The organism is Acinetobacter lwoffii (assembly GCF_022967985.1).
GTDB lineage: Bacteria > Pseudomonadota > Gammaproteobacteria > Pseudomonadales > Moraxellaceae > Acinetobacter.
Map to the genome: position 1 here is coordinate 84,996 of NZ_JALJVC010000009.1, position 15,878 is coordinate 100,873.

The 15,878-nt window shown below is 42.8% G+C and carries 15 protein-coding genes; 7 read left to right on the top strand and 8 right to left on the bottom strand.

The annotated features are described in order from the left end of the window. Positions 1-63 precede the first annotated feature (63 nt). Positions 64-1,512: an Ig-like domain-containing protein gene (locus MWG72_RS07350; RefSeq protein WP_247143580.1), complete on the top strand. Its 1,449-nt coding sequence runs from the start codon at positions 64-66 to the stop codon at positions 1,510-1,512. Positions 1,513-1,540: 28 nt separating this feature from the next. On the opposite strand, the gene MWG72_RS07355 is transcribed toward MWG72_RS07350, so the two are convergent. After that, on the bottom strand, positions 1,541-2,413 hold the full coding sequence (locus MWG72_RS07355) for a DUF2797 domain-containing protein (RefSeq protein WP_005246559.1): 873 nt from the start codon (positions 2,411-2,413) through the stop codon (positions 1,541-1,543). A gap of 34 nt (positions 2,414-2,447) precedes the next feature. On the opposite strand from MWG72_RS07355, the gene MWG72_RS07360 reads away from it, so the two are divergent. Both MWG72_RS07360 and MWG72_RS07365 read left to right on the top strand, forming a co-directional pair. Further along, positions 2,448-2,918: a DUF6231 family protein gene (locus tag MWG72_RS07360; protein WP_213687208.1), complete on the top strand. Its 471-nt coding sequence runs from the start codon at positions 2,448-2,450 to the stop codon at positions 2,916-2,918. Between the two features lie 105 nt (positions 2,919-3,023). Further along, complete coding sequence (locus MWG72_RS07365; protein ID WP_184413211.1) at positions 3,024-3,695, top strand: YidB family protein; 672 nt, start codon at positions 3,024-3,026, stop codon at positions 3,693-3,695. A 66-nt stretch (positions 3,696-3,761) separates the two neighbouring features. Here MWG72_RS07365 and MWG72_RS07370 read toward each other — a convergent pair whose 3' ends face one another. The 3 genes from MWG72_RS07370 to MWG72_RS07380 are packed head-to-tail and all read right to left on the bottom strand — an operon-like array spanning position 3,762 to position 5,723. Next, on the bottom strand, positions 3,762-4,376 hold the full coding sequence (locus tag MWG72_RS07370; protein ID WP_184413209.1) for an OB-fold-containig protein: 615 nt from the start codon (positions 4,374-4,376) through the stop codon (positions 3,762-3,764). A 19-nt stretch (positions 4,377-4,395) separates the two neighbouring features. Next, on the bottom strand, positions 4,396-4,704 hold the full coding sequence (locus MWG72_RS07375) for a Rieske (2Fe-2S) protein (protein WP_004279797.1): 309 nt from the start codon (positions 4,702-4,704) through the stop codon (positions 4,396-4,398). A 14-nt stretch (positions 4,705-4,718) separates the two neighbouring features. Beyond that, on the bottom strand, positions 4,719-5,723 hold the full coding sequence (locus MWG72_RS07380; protein ID WP_004646774.1) for an adenosine kinase: 1,005 nt from the start codon (positions 5,721-5,723) through the stop codon (positions 4,719-4,721). 276 nt (positions 5,724-5,999) lie between these two features. Here MWG72_RS07380 and MWG72_RS07385 point away from each other — a divergent pair, with 276 nt between their 5' ends. From MWG72_RS07385 to MWG72_RS07395, 3 genes are all read left to right on the top strand, one after another. After that, positions 6,000-6,452 carry a GNAT family N-acetyltransferase gene (locus MWG72_RS07385; RefSeq protein ID WP_005246552.1) on the top strand — a complete coding sequence of 151 codons (453 nt, stop codon included), beginning with the start codon at positions 6,000-6,002 and terminating at the stop codon, positions 6,450-6,452. Between the two features lie 165 nt (positions 6,453-6,617). Further along, on the top strand, positions 6,618-9,557 hold the full coding sequence (locus tag MWG72_RS07390; RefSeq protein ID WP_247143582.1) for an insulinase family protein: 2,940 nt from the start codon (positions 6,618-6,620) through the stop codon (positions 9,555-9,557). A 21-nt stretch (positions 9,558-9,578) separates the two neighbouring features. Then, positions 9,579-10,718 (top strand): phospholipase A, encoded by a 1,140-nt coding sequence (locus MWG72_RS07395; RefSeq protein ID WP_247143583.1) that lies wholly within the window; start codon positions 9,579-9,581, stop codon positions 10,716-10,718. 69 nt (positions 10,719-10,787) lie between these two features. Here the strand turns inward: MWG72_RS07395 and MWG72_RS07400 are convergent, their stop codons facing one another. The 4 genes from MWG72_RS07400 to ilvA all read right to left on the bottom strand — a co-directional run bounded on the left by MWG72_RS07400 (position 10,788) and on the right by ilvA (position 15,046). After that, positions 10,788-12,128 carry a TrkH family potassium uptake protein gene (locus MWG72_RS07400; RefSeq protein ID WP_243474668.1) on the bottom strand — a complete coding sequence of 447 codons (1,341 nt, stop codon included), beginning with the start codon at positions 12,126-12,128 and terminating at the stop codon, positions 10,788-10,790. Beyond that, positions 12,125-12,781, bottom strand: coding sequence for a potassium channel family protein (locus MWG72_RS07405; protein WP_247143585.1), 657 nt, complete (start codon positions 12,779-12,781; stop codon positions 12,125-12,127). Before MWG72_RS07405 ends, MWG72_RS07400 begins: the two co-directional genes overlap by 4 nt. Positions 12,782-12,890: 109 nt before the next feature. After that, positions 12,891-13,355 carry a hypothetical protein gene (locus MWG72_RS07410; RefSeq protein WP_247143586.1) on the bottom strand — a complete coding sequence of 155 codons (465 nt, stop codon included), beginning with the start codon at positions 13,353-13,355 and terminating at the stop codon, positions 12,891-12,893. A gap of 152 nt (positions 13,356-13,507) precedes the next feature. Further along, complete coding sequence (gene ilvA, locus MWG72_RS07415) at positions 13,508-15,046, bottom strand: threonine ammonia-lyase, biosynthetic (protein ID WP_004646781.1); 1,539 nt, start codon at positions 15,044-15,046, stop codon at positions 13,508-13,510. A gap of 104 nt (positions 15,047-15,150) precedes the next feature. Here ilvA and rpiA point away from each other — a divergent pair, with 104 nt between their 5' ends. Then, the gene (gene rpiA / locus MWG72_RS07420) at positions 15,151-15,822 is read left to right on the top strand and encodes a ribose-5-phosphate isomerase RpiA (protein WP_004279784.1); all 672 of its coding nucleotides are present in this window, start codon (positions 15,151-15,153) and stop codon (positions 15,820-15,822) included. Positions 15,823-15,878 lie beyond the last annotated feature (56 nt).

Below are 15,878 nucleotides of genomic sequence, written 5' to 3' on the forward strand. Positions count from 1 at the left end.
TTATTTTAGGCTGTAATCCAGTCTATATCCATTCAGCATAAATAAAAAATGATAAGGCATATAATGAAAAAAATATCGTATTTTAATCCTGTTCCGCAGCATGCGCAGGTCGTTAAATCACCTCACTATCACCCACAACCAAATAAACCTGGAAAAGGTCATGAACCAAATAAACCGGGGAAAGGTTATGTTCGCGATGAAACTGCAATTATTCTCAAACCTTCTACGCCTGAGGTAACGGAGTTTGGTAGCCAAATTGTTGGTATAGCCGATCCGTTTGTTACTATTATTGCAACTTATAATGGTCAGCAATATCAAACTACTGCTGATGCGCAGGGAAGTTGGTCACTGAATAATCCTATCTCAGGCACTGGCTCAGTGACGATTGTTGCTGTAAATGCAAAAGGAATTGTTTCCTTAGAAATTGGATTAGCGCAAATAGCACCACTACCTCCGAGTATACCTGTGTTTTCTCAAGAGGGTGATTATTTAGTCGGTACGGCTGATCCACATGTGACGGTGGTGGTTAGGCATAATGGTGTTGAATATAACACCGAAGCTGATGCAAATGGGCAATGGATACTTCTAAATCCGATTGTGCCGGGTACTTTTATAGAAGTATTTGCTCGTAATGAACTTGGAGAAGAGTCTCCACCTATTATTTCTGGTATGGCACCACTTCCTGAAATTCCGGTATTTCCAGATTGGGCACCTATTACCCCAGTGATTTTAGAGCAGGGTGAATATCTATCAGGTAAAACAACCCCTCATACGCAGATTATTGTGATGGCAAATGATTATGAATATTCAACCAGTGTTGATGGTCAGGGGAATTGGTCGTTACTCAACCCAATTGCACAAGGAGGAACTTTAGAGATTTATGCGGTAAATGATTTAGGTATTCGATCTAACATCATTGCATTGGCGATTCCTGTGGTATTTCCTGAGCCGGAATTACCTGTTATAGAGCCAGAACAGCCAAGTTACATCTTGTTTGAGCCAGTTGTCCCTACTATTTTGGAAAATGGCGAACAGCTTACTGGCGAGGCAATGCCTTACGGTAAAATTGTGATTCTTGCTGATAGTCAGGAATATGTGACTTATGCAAATGCAAAGGGTGAGTGGAGTATAGAAAATCCAATTGCACAAGGTGGCTTCTTGACTTTATATTCGGAGAATGCAGCAGGCCAGCGTAGTGAAACTATTTCATTAGCAAAAATTAATTTTCCATTAAACGTGGAGCAACATGCTTCTATTGAGGATATTCTTACTACAGCGATTGAGCAAGATGAAGAATCTGCAAGTTTAGAAAATGATCATCAAGATATTCAGGTTGATTTAACATTGCTCCTACAAGATATAGAAAGGCCGACTACATCAGTTTCACTCATTGAGCCGATTGTGGTGGAAGCACGAGAAGAAAGCTTCGAAGTCCCTTATTTTGCCGACCAAAATATTAATTCACAGCTTATACAACAGCAGCTATTTGATCAGATTAATATTATTGGATAAAAAAGGGAGCATTTGCTCCCTTTTTTAATTATTCAGCACGAATAATCAGTTCATAACCGGTATATTTGCGCATATTAATTACGCCAGTATCCAGAATTAAATACTGACCCTTGATGCCTTGTAATTTGCCACGAATGACAGGAGTTTTATCCAGATTATGCGATTTAATCTTTTCTGGATATTGTTCTACCGGATAAATAAATTCTCGTGCGAATTCATCTTCCAATACTTCAATATTTTCATTAAATTCTAGATTCTGATTAAATTCTTCGCGAATGCTTTGAATTTTAGGCGCAAATTCTTCCAGCAGTTGTTCACGCACTTCAATCAGGTTCAATGGTTCTGCTTCACCTTTCAGTAGCTTGCGCCAGTCAGTTTTATCAGCAACCTGCGTACCAAACATGACCTCAAGCTTTCCGGAAAGACGACGTGAGCCCACTTTCATAATCGGCAGGGCCTGGGTGGCACCCTGATCAAGCCAGCGAGTCGGCATTTGGCTGGTACGGGTAATGCCGACCTTTAATGCACTGGAATTGGCCAGATAGACAATATGTGGTTGGAAGCAGACATTCTGTGCAAATTCATCTTCGCGGCAAGTGCCCAAATGATAATGGCACGTCTCTGGCTTCATGATGCACATATCACATGAAGCATTGGTTTTAAAACATTTAAAACAGTGACCTTGCGAAAATGATTTGGAAGTTTTGTTGCCACAGGACACGCAGTAAATATTACCGGTCCATTCAATCTCGATTTCCTGGCCTAAATTAAACGGAAGATCAATTTCTGCACGATCTAAAATTAATTTATATTCAACATTTGCCCGCTGTATCTGTTGATCAGTTACACTAAGGTCCTTGAGGCCGACGTGCATTTTATGACAAATGCCCTGAAGTTCCATAAAAATTACTCACTTAAATCATAAGGATGCAGTTATGGCTGAGCAGAATGTCATTACCTCGATGCTAGACGATTTCGCACAGGAACAGCCAATTCATACTGCTATTTGTATTGGGCAGGACTTGAGCCAAGTCCAGTTTCAGCCAGCTATTCAATGGTCCTATTTTAGCGTATCTGACTTTTTAAATCTGCCTTTTCAGCAACGTTATGACTTGGCTGTGGTGATGCTGGATACTGTAGAAACAGAACATTTGTCTGAACAGATCATGAGTCAAATTCTGGTGAAATTACGTGATTTGTTTGCCAAACGGCTAGTGGTGATCAGCCGGATGCAAAATGAAAAGTTATTGAGAGCTTTAGGATTTACCCAGCTGATTGACAAAACTATACATGAGGCCGATTTTGCGCTGTGGCAGTTTAATATTTTAACCTATAAGCACGTGCCAGACTGGTTTAACTCCAAATTTTGGGCCAATCCGGAAAACTGGGATAAATTTCGCTGGTAAGCTAAAAACTAGCTTAACTAAGATTGCAAATATTAACACAATCTTGCCTAGACAATATGAGGGCAGGCCGTATTCTGTAATTAAGATGCACATAGGATATAGGATATGACAAACCTGAGTAGTATTGTGGAAATATTAGCAAAGCAGGCATTGGGTGGCGGGCAGTCGCAGCAGAAATCCTCACAACAAGGTGGCTTGGCAGATATCCTAGGGTCTGTGCTAGGGCATTTAAACCAGTCAAATCCTCAGCAAAATCAAAATACTCAAAACCAGCAAAATCAAACCGGCCAGCAGAATCGACAAAATGGTCTGGGGGCAATTTTAGGTTCAGTACTAAGTCAGCTCGGTGGTGGTAGTACTCAAAGTACTGCTCAGTCTCGTTCAGGACTAGGTGGTTCTACCGGTAAAACCCTATTGATTGCTGTATTGCCTTTAGTGTTGGCCTGGATTCAAAAACAAGGCGGTTTGCAAGGTGCGTTGGACAAGCTAAAAGGACAGGGACTCAACAGCCAGGTCGATGATTGGGTATCGACTGGTCCCGGTGAAAATGCCAATGTTGATCCGCAGCAGATGCAAAACCTGTTTGATGATCAGGAAGTTGAAGAAGTAGCACAGCAAACGCATGCACCGAAGCAGGATGTTTATAGTGCGATTTCACAGGTCTTGCCGCAGATTATTGATTCGCTTACTCCACAAGGTGAGCAGACCAGTAAGCAAGAAGCCAATAATGATATTCAAAATGTATTGAATATGGTTTCAGGACTTCTTAAAAAATAAATCTAAACATTAAAAAAATCCCAATATCTGTCGGGATTTTTTAATAACTATTAAATGATTTAGAATTTAATCTAGATTCATGCTAAACAGCTGATTAGATTTACAAATTTTCTTGGCAACATAATGAGATTTTCTCATGCGAATCAGGATAATCTGCGACTGAAACCCGAGTTCACCAAACTCAGGTTCTACCTGTACATAATGTAGTTGTCCATACTCATCCCGTACCCGTGCTTGAGCAGAAAAACCGGGACGGGCATTGCCACTGGAAATCGTTGCCAGACGACCAAGTAGATTGACATTGTTCTTTTTATATTTAGGGGGAATGACCTGATCCAGACAGTGAATCATAAAAATAGTAAAAAAAGTCGCAATGATCAAAGCTGGAATAATCAGATAATAGGCAGGCAGAAATTTAAATTCCTGAAAATAGATCAGGAACTGTAAAACATAGCCGGCAAAGCTAAAATTCATCAGGAAGAAAAACACAATCAAAGTTTTGGAGAATTTGACGTTTAGTAGATCCATCTGCTGAAAGTCATAAGGTGAAATTTTTTGCAGAAACTTGCTGGGTCTGAGTCCAAAATAGAAACCAATGGTTTTCACCACACCAAACAGAATAATCGCCAATAAACTCAGATGAAAAGGCATCAGGTTATAGTCTAGAAAAAATGCAGGCATGGTGAAGTCCGTTTTCGTCTTATTCTGAGAGGTAAATTCCACCATCAGAATGCACGGTAATCTCTACTTTTTCAAGTGCTTGACCTTGGCAAGGCCCAGAAATGCATTCACCGCTTTCTACCAGAAACAAGGCGCCATGCGTGGAGCATTCAATAAATTCCTGATCACGATCCAAAAACTGGTTTTCCAGAAATTCCAGTTCAACCTGCAAATGCGGACACAGGTTTTGATAGGCATAGAAGGCACCGTCACGCTGTGTGATAAAGATATTGTCTCCATCAGGAAGCTCAAAAGAGCGTGCTTCGCGCTCTGGAACGTCTTCGGTCATGCAGATTTTAAACATTAAGCACATTCCTTTTGAAAGTCTTGTAATAATGCCGCATAGTCTTCAACTGCCAGGCGCGGACCAAATTGTGAAACCACTTGGCTCGAAATGAGAATCGCCAGTTCAGCCGCAGCTTGAAGACCCAAATTAGCATTCAATCCGTACAGGAAAGCCCCGGCAAAAGCATCACCGGCACCGTTGGCATCTACTGCAGGCACTTTACGGCCAGGAACAGTAAATGTATTTTGATAATCCGAAATCAGTGCGCCTTCAGCTGACAATGTAATGACAACGTGCTGACTGATTGTTTTTAATTTAAGCAGGGCTGCCTCAAGATTATCTGTTTCTGTATACATCAGCGCTTCTTGCTGGTTACATAACAGCAAGTCTACACCATCTGCAATCATTTCATCCAAACCGGCACGCGCGTATTGCACCATGGCAGGATCAGATAAAGTTAGGGCAATTTTAACGCCATTGGCACGGGCAATATCACGTGCTTGTTGTACGGCATGACGTGCTGTGTCAGAAGTTGATAAATAACCTTCGAGATATAGCCATTTCGCGCTATTTAGTGCGCTGAAATCAATTTGTTGATCAGTCAGTTCGGCCGTAATACCCAGATAGGTATGCATAGTACGTTCAGAATCAGGGCTGACCAGAACCATACATGTCCCTGTCACGCCTTCACTGATCGATTGGGTGGTGGTTTTAATACCGGCATCATTTAAACCTTTCAGGTAGATGTGTCCCAGTTCGTCATTGCCGACACGACAGCCATAAAATGCAGAACCACCGAGCGCAGAGAATGCCACAGTAGTGTTGGCTGCTGAACCGCCTGAAGCCTGACCTTTATACACTTGAGTCGCTTGAAGATTTTGATAAAGAGTGGCCTGAGTCTCACCATCTGCAAGTTGCATGGTGCCTTTTTGCAAGTGATGTGCAGTTAAAAAGTCATCAGAAACTTTAAATTCTTGGTCAATCAGCGCATTACCAATCGCAAAAAGATCAACAGTTGCCATGTTCAAATATCACATTAAAAATGAAAGTCCTAAGTTTACACGATTGCTTGGGATTGCTGTAGTTTGCTGAATCATTTTCAAATACTTTTCAAAAATGCCGTATTTTGTTCAGCAGCTATCTTTGGTCTAAAAACTGACTTATTTTTGTGCACTAGGGCGCTGCAGCATTGATTTAAGGATCACATTTTATTTATAAAGAGATATCGCTCCTGGCATGATACTTTAAGTCGCTTGGCAACTGTCATTCTCCACAACAATTTCAAATAGTGTGCGTATATGAATATTAAAATTGTAACAGCCGAACAACTCCCGGATCAGATCGAAACACTGGCAACTCTGGCACGTAAAGAAGGCTATAATTTGGTAGATAAGTTAATAGAAGAATATCGCACCGGGAAAAACTGCTTTAGCCACGCTAATGAATATCTGGTGGTGGCGCATGATGGCAAGAAATTGGTTGCCTGTGGCGGCTTAAACCAGCAATGGGGAGATAACGGCATTGAAGAGCGGATTGGTCGGGTACGTCGTTTCTATGTGCATCCGAAATATCGTCAGCATGGCGTAGGCAAACAGCTTTTGGCTTACCTAGAGCAATTGGCACGTCCGCATTATTCGGCTTTGTGCCTGCAAACAGATACCCGACTAGCCGCCAGTTTTTATCAAAAGCAGAATTATGTATTTGTGGAAAACAATCCAAGCTATAACTATTTTAAATATCTGATTTCTTAAGCTTGTAAATACTCATCTAGATGCAGGAAGTAAATTTGATGATTTAATTTTCAAATGATCAAGTTTACTTAATTCGATCAAAATCCTCGGTTTTCAACGTGAATAATTCAGATAACTAAAGCTATAATGCGCTTAGTTATTTTAATTAAAGCATTAGGAGATCGCATGACTGTAGATGTCACTGAAACCATTTCTCAAACTGTACATCCTGCGTTTCAGTTGGTACGTCAACAACATGTTGAAGCTTTAGACATTTTCGTGTCTGAATATAAACATAAAGTGACTGGCGCCACACATTATCATCTGGCGACCAATCACGACGAAAATGTCTTTCTGGTGGCGTTTCGTACCCAGCCGATGGATTCTAAAGGCGAAGCACATATTCTGGAACATACTGCGCTGTGTGGTTCAGAAAAATTCCCGGTGCGTGATCCATTCTTCCTGATGATTCGCCGTTCACTGAATACTTTCATGAATGCCTTTACTGCGGCGGACTGGACTGCGTACCCATTTGCGACGCAGAACAGCAAGGATTTCCAGAACCTGCTTGAAGTGTATATGGATGCAGCATTTGCTGCGAACCTCAATCCACTAGATTTTGCCCAGGAAGGCATTCGCATTGAGCTGGAAAATGGCGAGCCTGTCTATAAAGGCGTGGTCTTTAATGAAATGAAAGGTGCGATGAGTTCGCCTTCAGATCAGTTGTATCACACGCTGGCACATCATTTATTCCCAAATACGACCTATCACTATAATTCGGGTGGTGATCCTAAAGATATTCCTGACCTGACTTACCAAGAGTTGGTTGATTTCTATAAGTCACATTATCATCCAAGTAATGCAGTCTTCATGACCTTTGGCAATAAGACCGCATTCGAATTGCAAGAGCAGTTTGAACATCTGGCATTGTCTAAATTTGAAAAAGGTCAGACGCTGTATCCAACACCTGAAACCCGCCTGACTGCACCATTGACGGTGACAGACAGCTATGCGGTCGATGCCGAAGATCTACAGGACAAGACCTATCATGTGCTGTCATGGTTATTACCGGAAGCCAGTGACATTAAACTGCGTTTGGGCATGCGTTTAGTTGAAGGTATCTTATTAGAAGATTCAGCATCGCCACTGCGTCATTATCTGGAAACTTGTGGTTATGCAGATGCAACAGGTCCATTCATGGGCGTGGATGATTCTAATTTTGAAATGACTTTCTACTGCGCGGTACAGGGTTCAAATCCTGAACATGCAGAAGAATTTAAAAATGGTGTGTTTAAGGTTCTGGAAGATGTTGCCTCTAAACCAGTTGATCAGAGCATGGTCGATGCGATCCTGCATCAAATTGAATTGCATCAGCGTGAAATCAATGGCGATGGTACGCCGTATGGTTTGAGCTTGATTCTGAGCGGTCTGGGTAGCGCGATTCATCATCGTGATCCGGTCGAAGTTTGGGATGTGGACTCTGCGATTGCCGCAGTCAAAGAAGAGCTGCAAGATCCGATGTGGTTATCCAATCTGCTCAAAGAGCATCTGCTGGATAATCCACATCGTGTCCAATTGACACTGGTTCCGGATGCGACTAAATCTGCTAAAGAAGCAGCGGATGAAAAAGCGCGTTTGGCTGAAATTGGCAAGAATCTGACTGAAGAGCAGAAAGCGGAAATTATTGCCCAGACTGAAGCATTGAATATTCGTCAGGACACGCCGGATGACTTGAACTTATTGCCGAAAGTCGGTCTGGAAGATGTTCCTGCGGAATTACAGATTGTGCAAGGTCAGTTACGCGAGATTATCTGTAACCGTGTTGATACGCCGTTGAACCTGTATCATGCCGGTACTAATGGTATTTATTACCAACAGGTTCTGGTTAATATTCCGGATGAAGTGGTGCAGTCGCCTTACTTTAACCTGCTTTCAATCCTGATGGGTGAGGTGGGTGCGGGTGAATATGATTATCTTGAGTTCCAGCAACTGCAAACAGCGGTAAGTGGCGGTCTGGGCATGGGCGCATCTTTGCGTTCTAAAGTCGATGACAAAAACAAGATTACTGCCTGGTTGACGCTAACGACCAAATCTTTGGTGAATCATCTCGATGCGATCCGTCTGTTAAAGATTGGTTTTGAACAGCTTCGTTTTGATGAGAAAGACCGTATTGTTGAACTGTTACAACAGCGTAAAACGCGCTGGCAGTCACGTATTTCTGGTTCTGGACATAGCTATGCAATGCAAACGGCTTCACGTCAGCATAGTGCATTGGCTTTGCGTGATTATCACAATACCGGTTTGGGTGCATTGAACTGGCTAATCGAACTGGTGTCTAAGATCGAAAAAGATCCGGCTGAATACGATCTGCTGATTGATGAATTAAAACGGATTCATCGGGTCTTGTTGCAAGCACCAAAGCAATTCCTGCTAGTGTGTGAAGAACCACAATCTGAGCATCTGATCGAAGAAATCCAGAATGTCTGGGACAAACTTGCGGTTGATCCAGCACCGGTTGCACTGACTCAAGTCGAAAAACTGACCCATGATCAGCACGAAGCCTGGTTGATTCAAGCCAATGTCCAGTTCTGTGCGGCTGCTTATCCGGCAGTTGAAGTTTCACATCCTGATGCTGCTGCATTGATGGTACTGGCGGGTTATTTGCGTAATGGCTTCCTGCACAGCGCCATTCGTGAAAAAGGCGGTGCCTATGGTGGTGGTGCGAGCTATGACGGCAATGCCTGTTCGTTCCGTTTCTACAGCTATCGTGACCCACGTCTGGCAGAAACTTTCCAGGATTTTGATGCGAGTATCCAGTGGTTACTCAATGCACCACAACAGCCGCATCAACTGGAAGAAGCCATTCTGGGTCTGATTGCCAGCATGGATAAACCGGGTTCACCGGCAGGCGAAGCCATTACTGCATGTTATTCTTACTTGCATCAACGTACACCAGCGTTCCGTAAAAAATTACGTGAACGTTTATTGAATGTCACACTGGATGATTTGCAGCGTGTTGCACAGACCTATCTGGTCGAGCAGCAGGCGACGAAAGCCGTTGTGGCACCAGTGGCAAAACGTGAAATGCTGGAGCAGCTTGGTTTTGTAATTCAACAAGTTCTATAAATAAAAAAAAGAGGATAAGGGATGGCGCTTAATTCGTTTAAGCGCTCAACTCTACAGCTGAGCGTGTTGCTGGGCTGTGCAGTTGGGACGCAAGTGAATGCGGAAGAAACAGTAGTCAACAGTCCCACGCCGGCAACGGCTGAAGCCTGTGCTGCACTGGAAATTAGTGCAGAGCGTCTGGCCTGTTATGATACTTTATTTAAAATTCCGGTCACTGATAAGCCTGCAATCGTTTCTGAGCGTCGTGCAGCAGCAGAAATTGCGCCTGAACCCGATAATTTAAAAGCGAAAATTGGTCAAACCGTTTCCAATATTTATGCTTCTGAAGGATCAAAGCTGACGCCGAATCTGTCTTTGCTGGATAGCCGCTGGGAACTCTCTCCAGAAAGTAAATTAGGCACCTGGAACATTCGTTCTTATCAGCCAGTGTATTTGATGCCAGGTTTCTGGACATCAAAGAAAAATGAATTCCCTCAAAGTGAAAATCCAGAAAACACAGTGAAGGAAGACCAAAATCTTACCTCAACCGAAGCAAAGTTTCAGTTGTCTTTAAAGACCAAGGCGGTTGAAAATATCTTGGGAGATAATGGCGATCTCTGGCTTGGTTATACCCAATCTTCACGTTGGCAGGTGTATAACTCGGAAGAATCACGTCCGTTTCGTGAAACCAACTATGAACCCGAAGCCAGTTTAATCTTCCGTACCAACTATGATCTTTTAGGTCTTAACTGGCGTATGTTGGGATTGACCATTAATCATCAGTCCAATGGCCGTTCTGATCCGTTATCACGTAGCTGGAACCGGGTGATGCTGAATCTCGGTTTTGAAAAAGACAATTTTGCCTTGATGGTTCGTCCTTGGTATCGCTTTGAAGAGAAGCGAGAAGATGATAACAATCCAGAAATCAAAAACTATATCGGCCGTGGAGACATGACCGCATTTTATCGTTATAAGGAGCATGATTTTTCATTAATGCTGCGACATACCTTAAAAGGTGGAGATGAAAATCGTGGAGCCGTACAGTTCGATTGGTCATTCCCGATCAGTGGGCGTTTGCGTGGCCAATTCCAGCTATTTGATGGCTACGGAGAAAGTCTGATTGATTATAATCACCGTGCCACGTATGTCGGTTTAGGTGTCTCATTGATGAACTGGTTCTAAGATTCCAAGTTTCATGACCTTATAATGAAAATAAAAAACCATGCCGATGCATGGTTTTTTCTAGGTAGATTAACCAATCTGGATTTCTGAAGGCGGATGTTTGAGACGACTCTTTTTGGGAGTCGCAATAAAATAAGCAAGCGTCAGTGGCCCTAGACGCCCTGCGAACATTAACAGCATCAGAATGATCAAACTGGCAGGTTGTAGCTCCTCAGTTACCCCTCGGGACAAACCGACGGTACAGGCCGCAGACACGGCTTCAAACAACAGATCCAGAAAATCCTGCTCAGGTTCCAGGATTAATAAGCTCATAAAACCCATCATGATCAACGCTGCAGTAATACACACGACGGCCAATGCTTTAAACGTAGTTTTTTCAGGAATAGAGTGATTAAACAGCCGGATCTCATCTTCGCGTCTTAAAAAACTGATTACGCTGATGACCACAATAATAAACGTACCGACCTTAATGCCGCCTGCCGTACTTAAGGAACCTCCACCAATAAACATTAGAAATATGGTAACTAGAGTGGATGCATCACTCATTTGTTCCATTGGCAAGCTATGAAAACCTGAAGAGCGGGGAACGGTGGCATGGAACCAGGCATTCACGGCCTGATCGCCCAAACTCATGAGACCTAAGGTCTGTGGATTGGAAGCCTCCAATAGCCAAAGTACGATAAAAGCACTTAGGTTCAGACCCAGAATCGTTGAGAGGATTAGCTTGCTGTTGGTACTCAACTTACGCCAGCGCTTATGTTCTTTGACGTCCATCAGCACCAGAAAACCGATACCGCCAATGATATACAGCATACTGATGGTAAAGGTAATCAGATACTGTCCTGAAAAGCTCATCAAGCTATTTGGAAATAGTGAAAATCCACCATTATTAAAAGCGGAGACGCTATAAAAAGCTGCATAAAATAGTGCATCGCTAAACTGATATTCTTTGAGCCAAGCCAAAGTCAGAATCAGCGTACCGATTGCTTCAAAGAATAGAGAATATAAAAACACGGCTTTAATGGTAAAACTGACTTTTTTCAGACTAGTTTGTCCAATGGACTCCTGTGCCATGACTTGTTGTTTTAGCCCCAGTTGCGGTGCCAGACTCATCACTGCCAGAATGGCAAAGGTCATAAAACCCAAGCCGCCGCATTGCAACAAAAACATAATCACGATTTGACCAAATACGGTATAGGCTTCACCGACATTCACCACCGATAGCCCGGTAATGGTCACAGCAGAAGTTGCTGTAAAAATGGCTTCCAGCCAGCTGATTTCTCCATGATGGGCAATAGGCAGCATCAGCAGCAGCGAACCGATCAGAATTAATCCAAGAAAACCCAAAGCCAGTAAGCTCGGAGGACTGAGGTTGACCGTCCTGTGTTGCTTTAAATCAGAACTTTTCATAGATGTTTAAAATATTTAGCAAGACGGCGCAAAGGTTCCAGCAATCCTTCAACCAGTAAAATATCGCCTTCCTGAAGAATCTGATTGGCATCTCCGTGATATTGCAATGTAGATCCGCGTTTATGTAATAAGGTAGTGATTTCAGGAGCATGCTTCATCAACTGATTCAGTGGCGTACCATGATGATCTGCATGAATTTCAATTTTGACAATATAATGATCATCCTCAAGCGCCATATAACGACTGACCATCGGATAGCTTAATGACTGGGCCACCCGAACGCCCATATCTTCTTCAGGATGAATGATTTTTTCAACATTGAGATGGGTCAGAATCATGTGGTGGGATTTGGATTTGGCCTTCACCCAGATTTTCTTTACGCCCATATTTTTTAAGTGCAATACACATAGAATACTGGCCTCAATATCCTCTCCAATCGCAACGACAACGGCATCACAGCGCTGAATGTTCAGCTCATCGAGTACATGTTCATCGGTTGCATCGGCAATCACGGCATGGGTCAGCTGATCAGAAATGTTTTCGACATATTTTTTATTCAGATCGATTCCGATCACTTCATGCTTCAGGCTGATGAGCTGTGTGGCCACGGTCGCACCGAAACTGCCAAGCCCGATGACTGCAAATAATGCCATGGATTGTCCTTCGTTATCTTTATGTCATTCGTTATATCCGCTATGGTAATGAGAAGGCGATTCTTCAGCTATAGTTTTTAGGTAAAAATAGTACAGATCTTTGAAGTATTTACGCTTCTTTCATCTGAAGTACAGATTGAAAATTTGGACAGTCAGACATAACCTGACGATGTGTATATAAGGTTCCATAGCTGTTTTGGATGATGTATTCGAATTCATGATGATCATCCTTCATGATATTGAGTGTGGCTTGGCGTTTGAGTTGAGGATAAGTTTTTAAATTATCGATTGAGGAACAAGAAAAGCTTTTTACAAAAGCTGAAATTTTAGGATCTAATTTCACTTCTTTATAATGATTTAGAAAAATATAAACAAATTTGGGATACTGGTTGAGTATTTCTGAATGTGCCTCTATACCAGCGATGTTGCTGAGGTTATTTGCGGTTGCATTACTGGGAATATTTTTCATACTTGTTCGAACACGATCTTCTTCTTGATTTAATTTGTATGCTGGATAGCCGTATAAATAGACAAATAAAGTGGTGAGCAAAATAATAATAAAAGTGATATTCATATCTTAAGGTTCTGTTTTTGTAATTGTTTTTAATTTTAACAAGATTGGAAATTAATGGATAATTGGTGTTTTCATTCATGATACATTTTTAAATCTGCCTAGAATATCATCCTAAAAAAACCGCCTCGAAAGGCGGTTTATGTTTGAAAGAATTACTTCAAGAAACGTTGATAACCCAGATTATTGGTAATTTCCTGATATGGATAGGTAATGGTTTCGAGAGTTTCGATCAAGCCATCCGGATTCTGTTGTGCATCGGTTGCTTCAAGACCCACCAGAACACGTCCTTCAGCAGCGCCGTGGTTACGGTAGTGGAACAGGGTAATGTTATGGGTTGGGCCAAGACGTTCCAGGAACATCAGTAAAGCGCCAGGACGCTCCGGGAATTCCACGCGGAACAGGCGCTCATTTTCAATATCGGCATGACCACCAATCAGATAACGGATATGCAGTTTGGCCACTTCGTCATCAGACAGATCGTCAACGTCATACTGGAACTTTAAGGTTTCATAAATTTCCTGACGTTCTTTCTCGCCATTTTTCAGACTGATGCCGACAAAGACTTGCGCAGCAGAAGCATCGCTGGCACGGTAGTTAAATTCAGTGATATTACGGCCTTGTAATGCACGGCAGAAACTCAGGAATGAACCTTTCTGTTCCGGAATGGTCACGGCAAAAATCGCTTCTTTGCGTTCACCCAATTCGGTACGTTCAGCGATATAGCGTAAACGGTCGAAGTTCATATTGGCGCCGCAGACAATCGACACCATGTTCTTCCCTTCGATGCCATGTTCAGCCACGTATTTTTTAATACCTGCCAGAGCCATTGCACCAGATGGTTCGACAATGCTACGGCATTCGTCATAAGTGTCTTTAATCGCTGCACAGACTTCATCCGTATTCACCAGCACCACATTCGGTTCAACGATCGGGCCTGAATTGTCCGACTTTTGCAGACGAATCACATCAAATGGTTTTTCACCAATTTGGGCTACCGCCGTGCCATCAGCAAACAAGCCCACAGATGGAAGAATGACACGCTCATTGGCTTCTAAAGCAGCTTTTAAACAGGCAGATTCGTCGTATTCAACTGGAATGACTTTAACGTGTGGTGCGACATCACCTAAATACGCTGCAACACCTGCGATCAGGCCGCCACCGCCAACTGCGACAAACACGTAATCCACATCGCGCCATTGACGCAGAATTTCATTAGCAATGGTGCCTTGGCCAGCAATCACCAATTCATCATCATAAGGTGGAATGAAAGTCATGCCATCTTCTTGGGCACGTTGAATTGCATATTTATTGGCAACATCAAATGAATCGCCATGCAAAACCACTTCGCCACCCAGACGTTTAACCGCCTGCACCTTGATATCAGGCGTGGTTTTAGGCATCACAATAATCGCGCGAATACCCAGCTTTTTCCCTGAGAGTGCCACGCCCTGTGCATGGTTACCCGCTGAAGCAGTAATAACGCCACGTTCCATTTGTGATTTCGGTAATTGACTAATACGGTTATAGGCACCGCGTAGCTTGAATGAAAAAACCGGTTGTAAATCTTCACGTTTAAAGCGGATATTATTATTGAGTCGTTCGCTAATTCGTGGCGCTGCTTCGAGTGGAGTTTCGATTGCAACATCGTAGACCGTTGCTTGTAAAATTTGTCGAACCAAACGAGACAGCATGTTAATTTTCCATCTAACAGTTTAAAATAGGGGCTTATTGTAACAAACCACACGGCTTTGCGGTTTAAAAAAGCTGCAAAAGTCCAAAATAGTTGAGTGAAGCCATGAGTCTATATGCAACCCAAGATGAGAAAAAACAAGCAGCAGCCAAAGCCGCTTTAAAACACTTGCCAAAAGGGGGCATTTTAGGCGTAGGTACAGGCAGTACTGTAAACTTTTTAATTGACTTATTGCCTGAGCTGCAATTGGAAGCTGCGGTAGCCAGTTCAGAAGCAACTGCACAGCGCTTAAAAAAGCTCGGTATTGAAGTAGTGGATATGAACTCTGTCAGTGGTTTAGATGCCTATGTCGATGGCGCAGACGAAATTGATCGTCATATGCATATGATCAAAGGTGGCGGCGCAGCATTGACACGTGAAAAAATTGTTGCCTCTATTGCGAAAAAATTTGTGTGTATCGTGGATGATTCAAAATGGGTTGGACAATTGGGTCGTGAGTTTCCGCTTCCTGTAGAAGTGATTCCAATGGCACGTTCTGCGGTTGCGCGTAAAATTGTATCTTTGGGTGGCGATCCTGCTTATCGTGAAGGTGTGGTAACTGACAACGGTAACGTGATTCTAGACGTGTACAACCTGAATATTCTAAATGCGCTTGAACTGGAAAAAACCTTAAACGATATTCCGGGCGTGGTGTGTAACGGGATCTTTGCGATTAATAAAGCAGATATCGCCATTGTCGCGACGGATAACGGAATTGAAGAGCGTACTGCGGTTTAATTAAACTTTCTAGAAAAAATCCCTCTAAATCTCCCTGAGCGAAGTTTTAAAACACT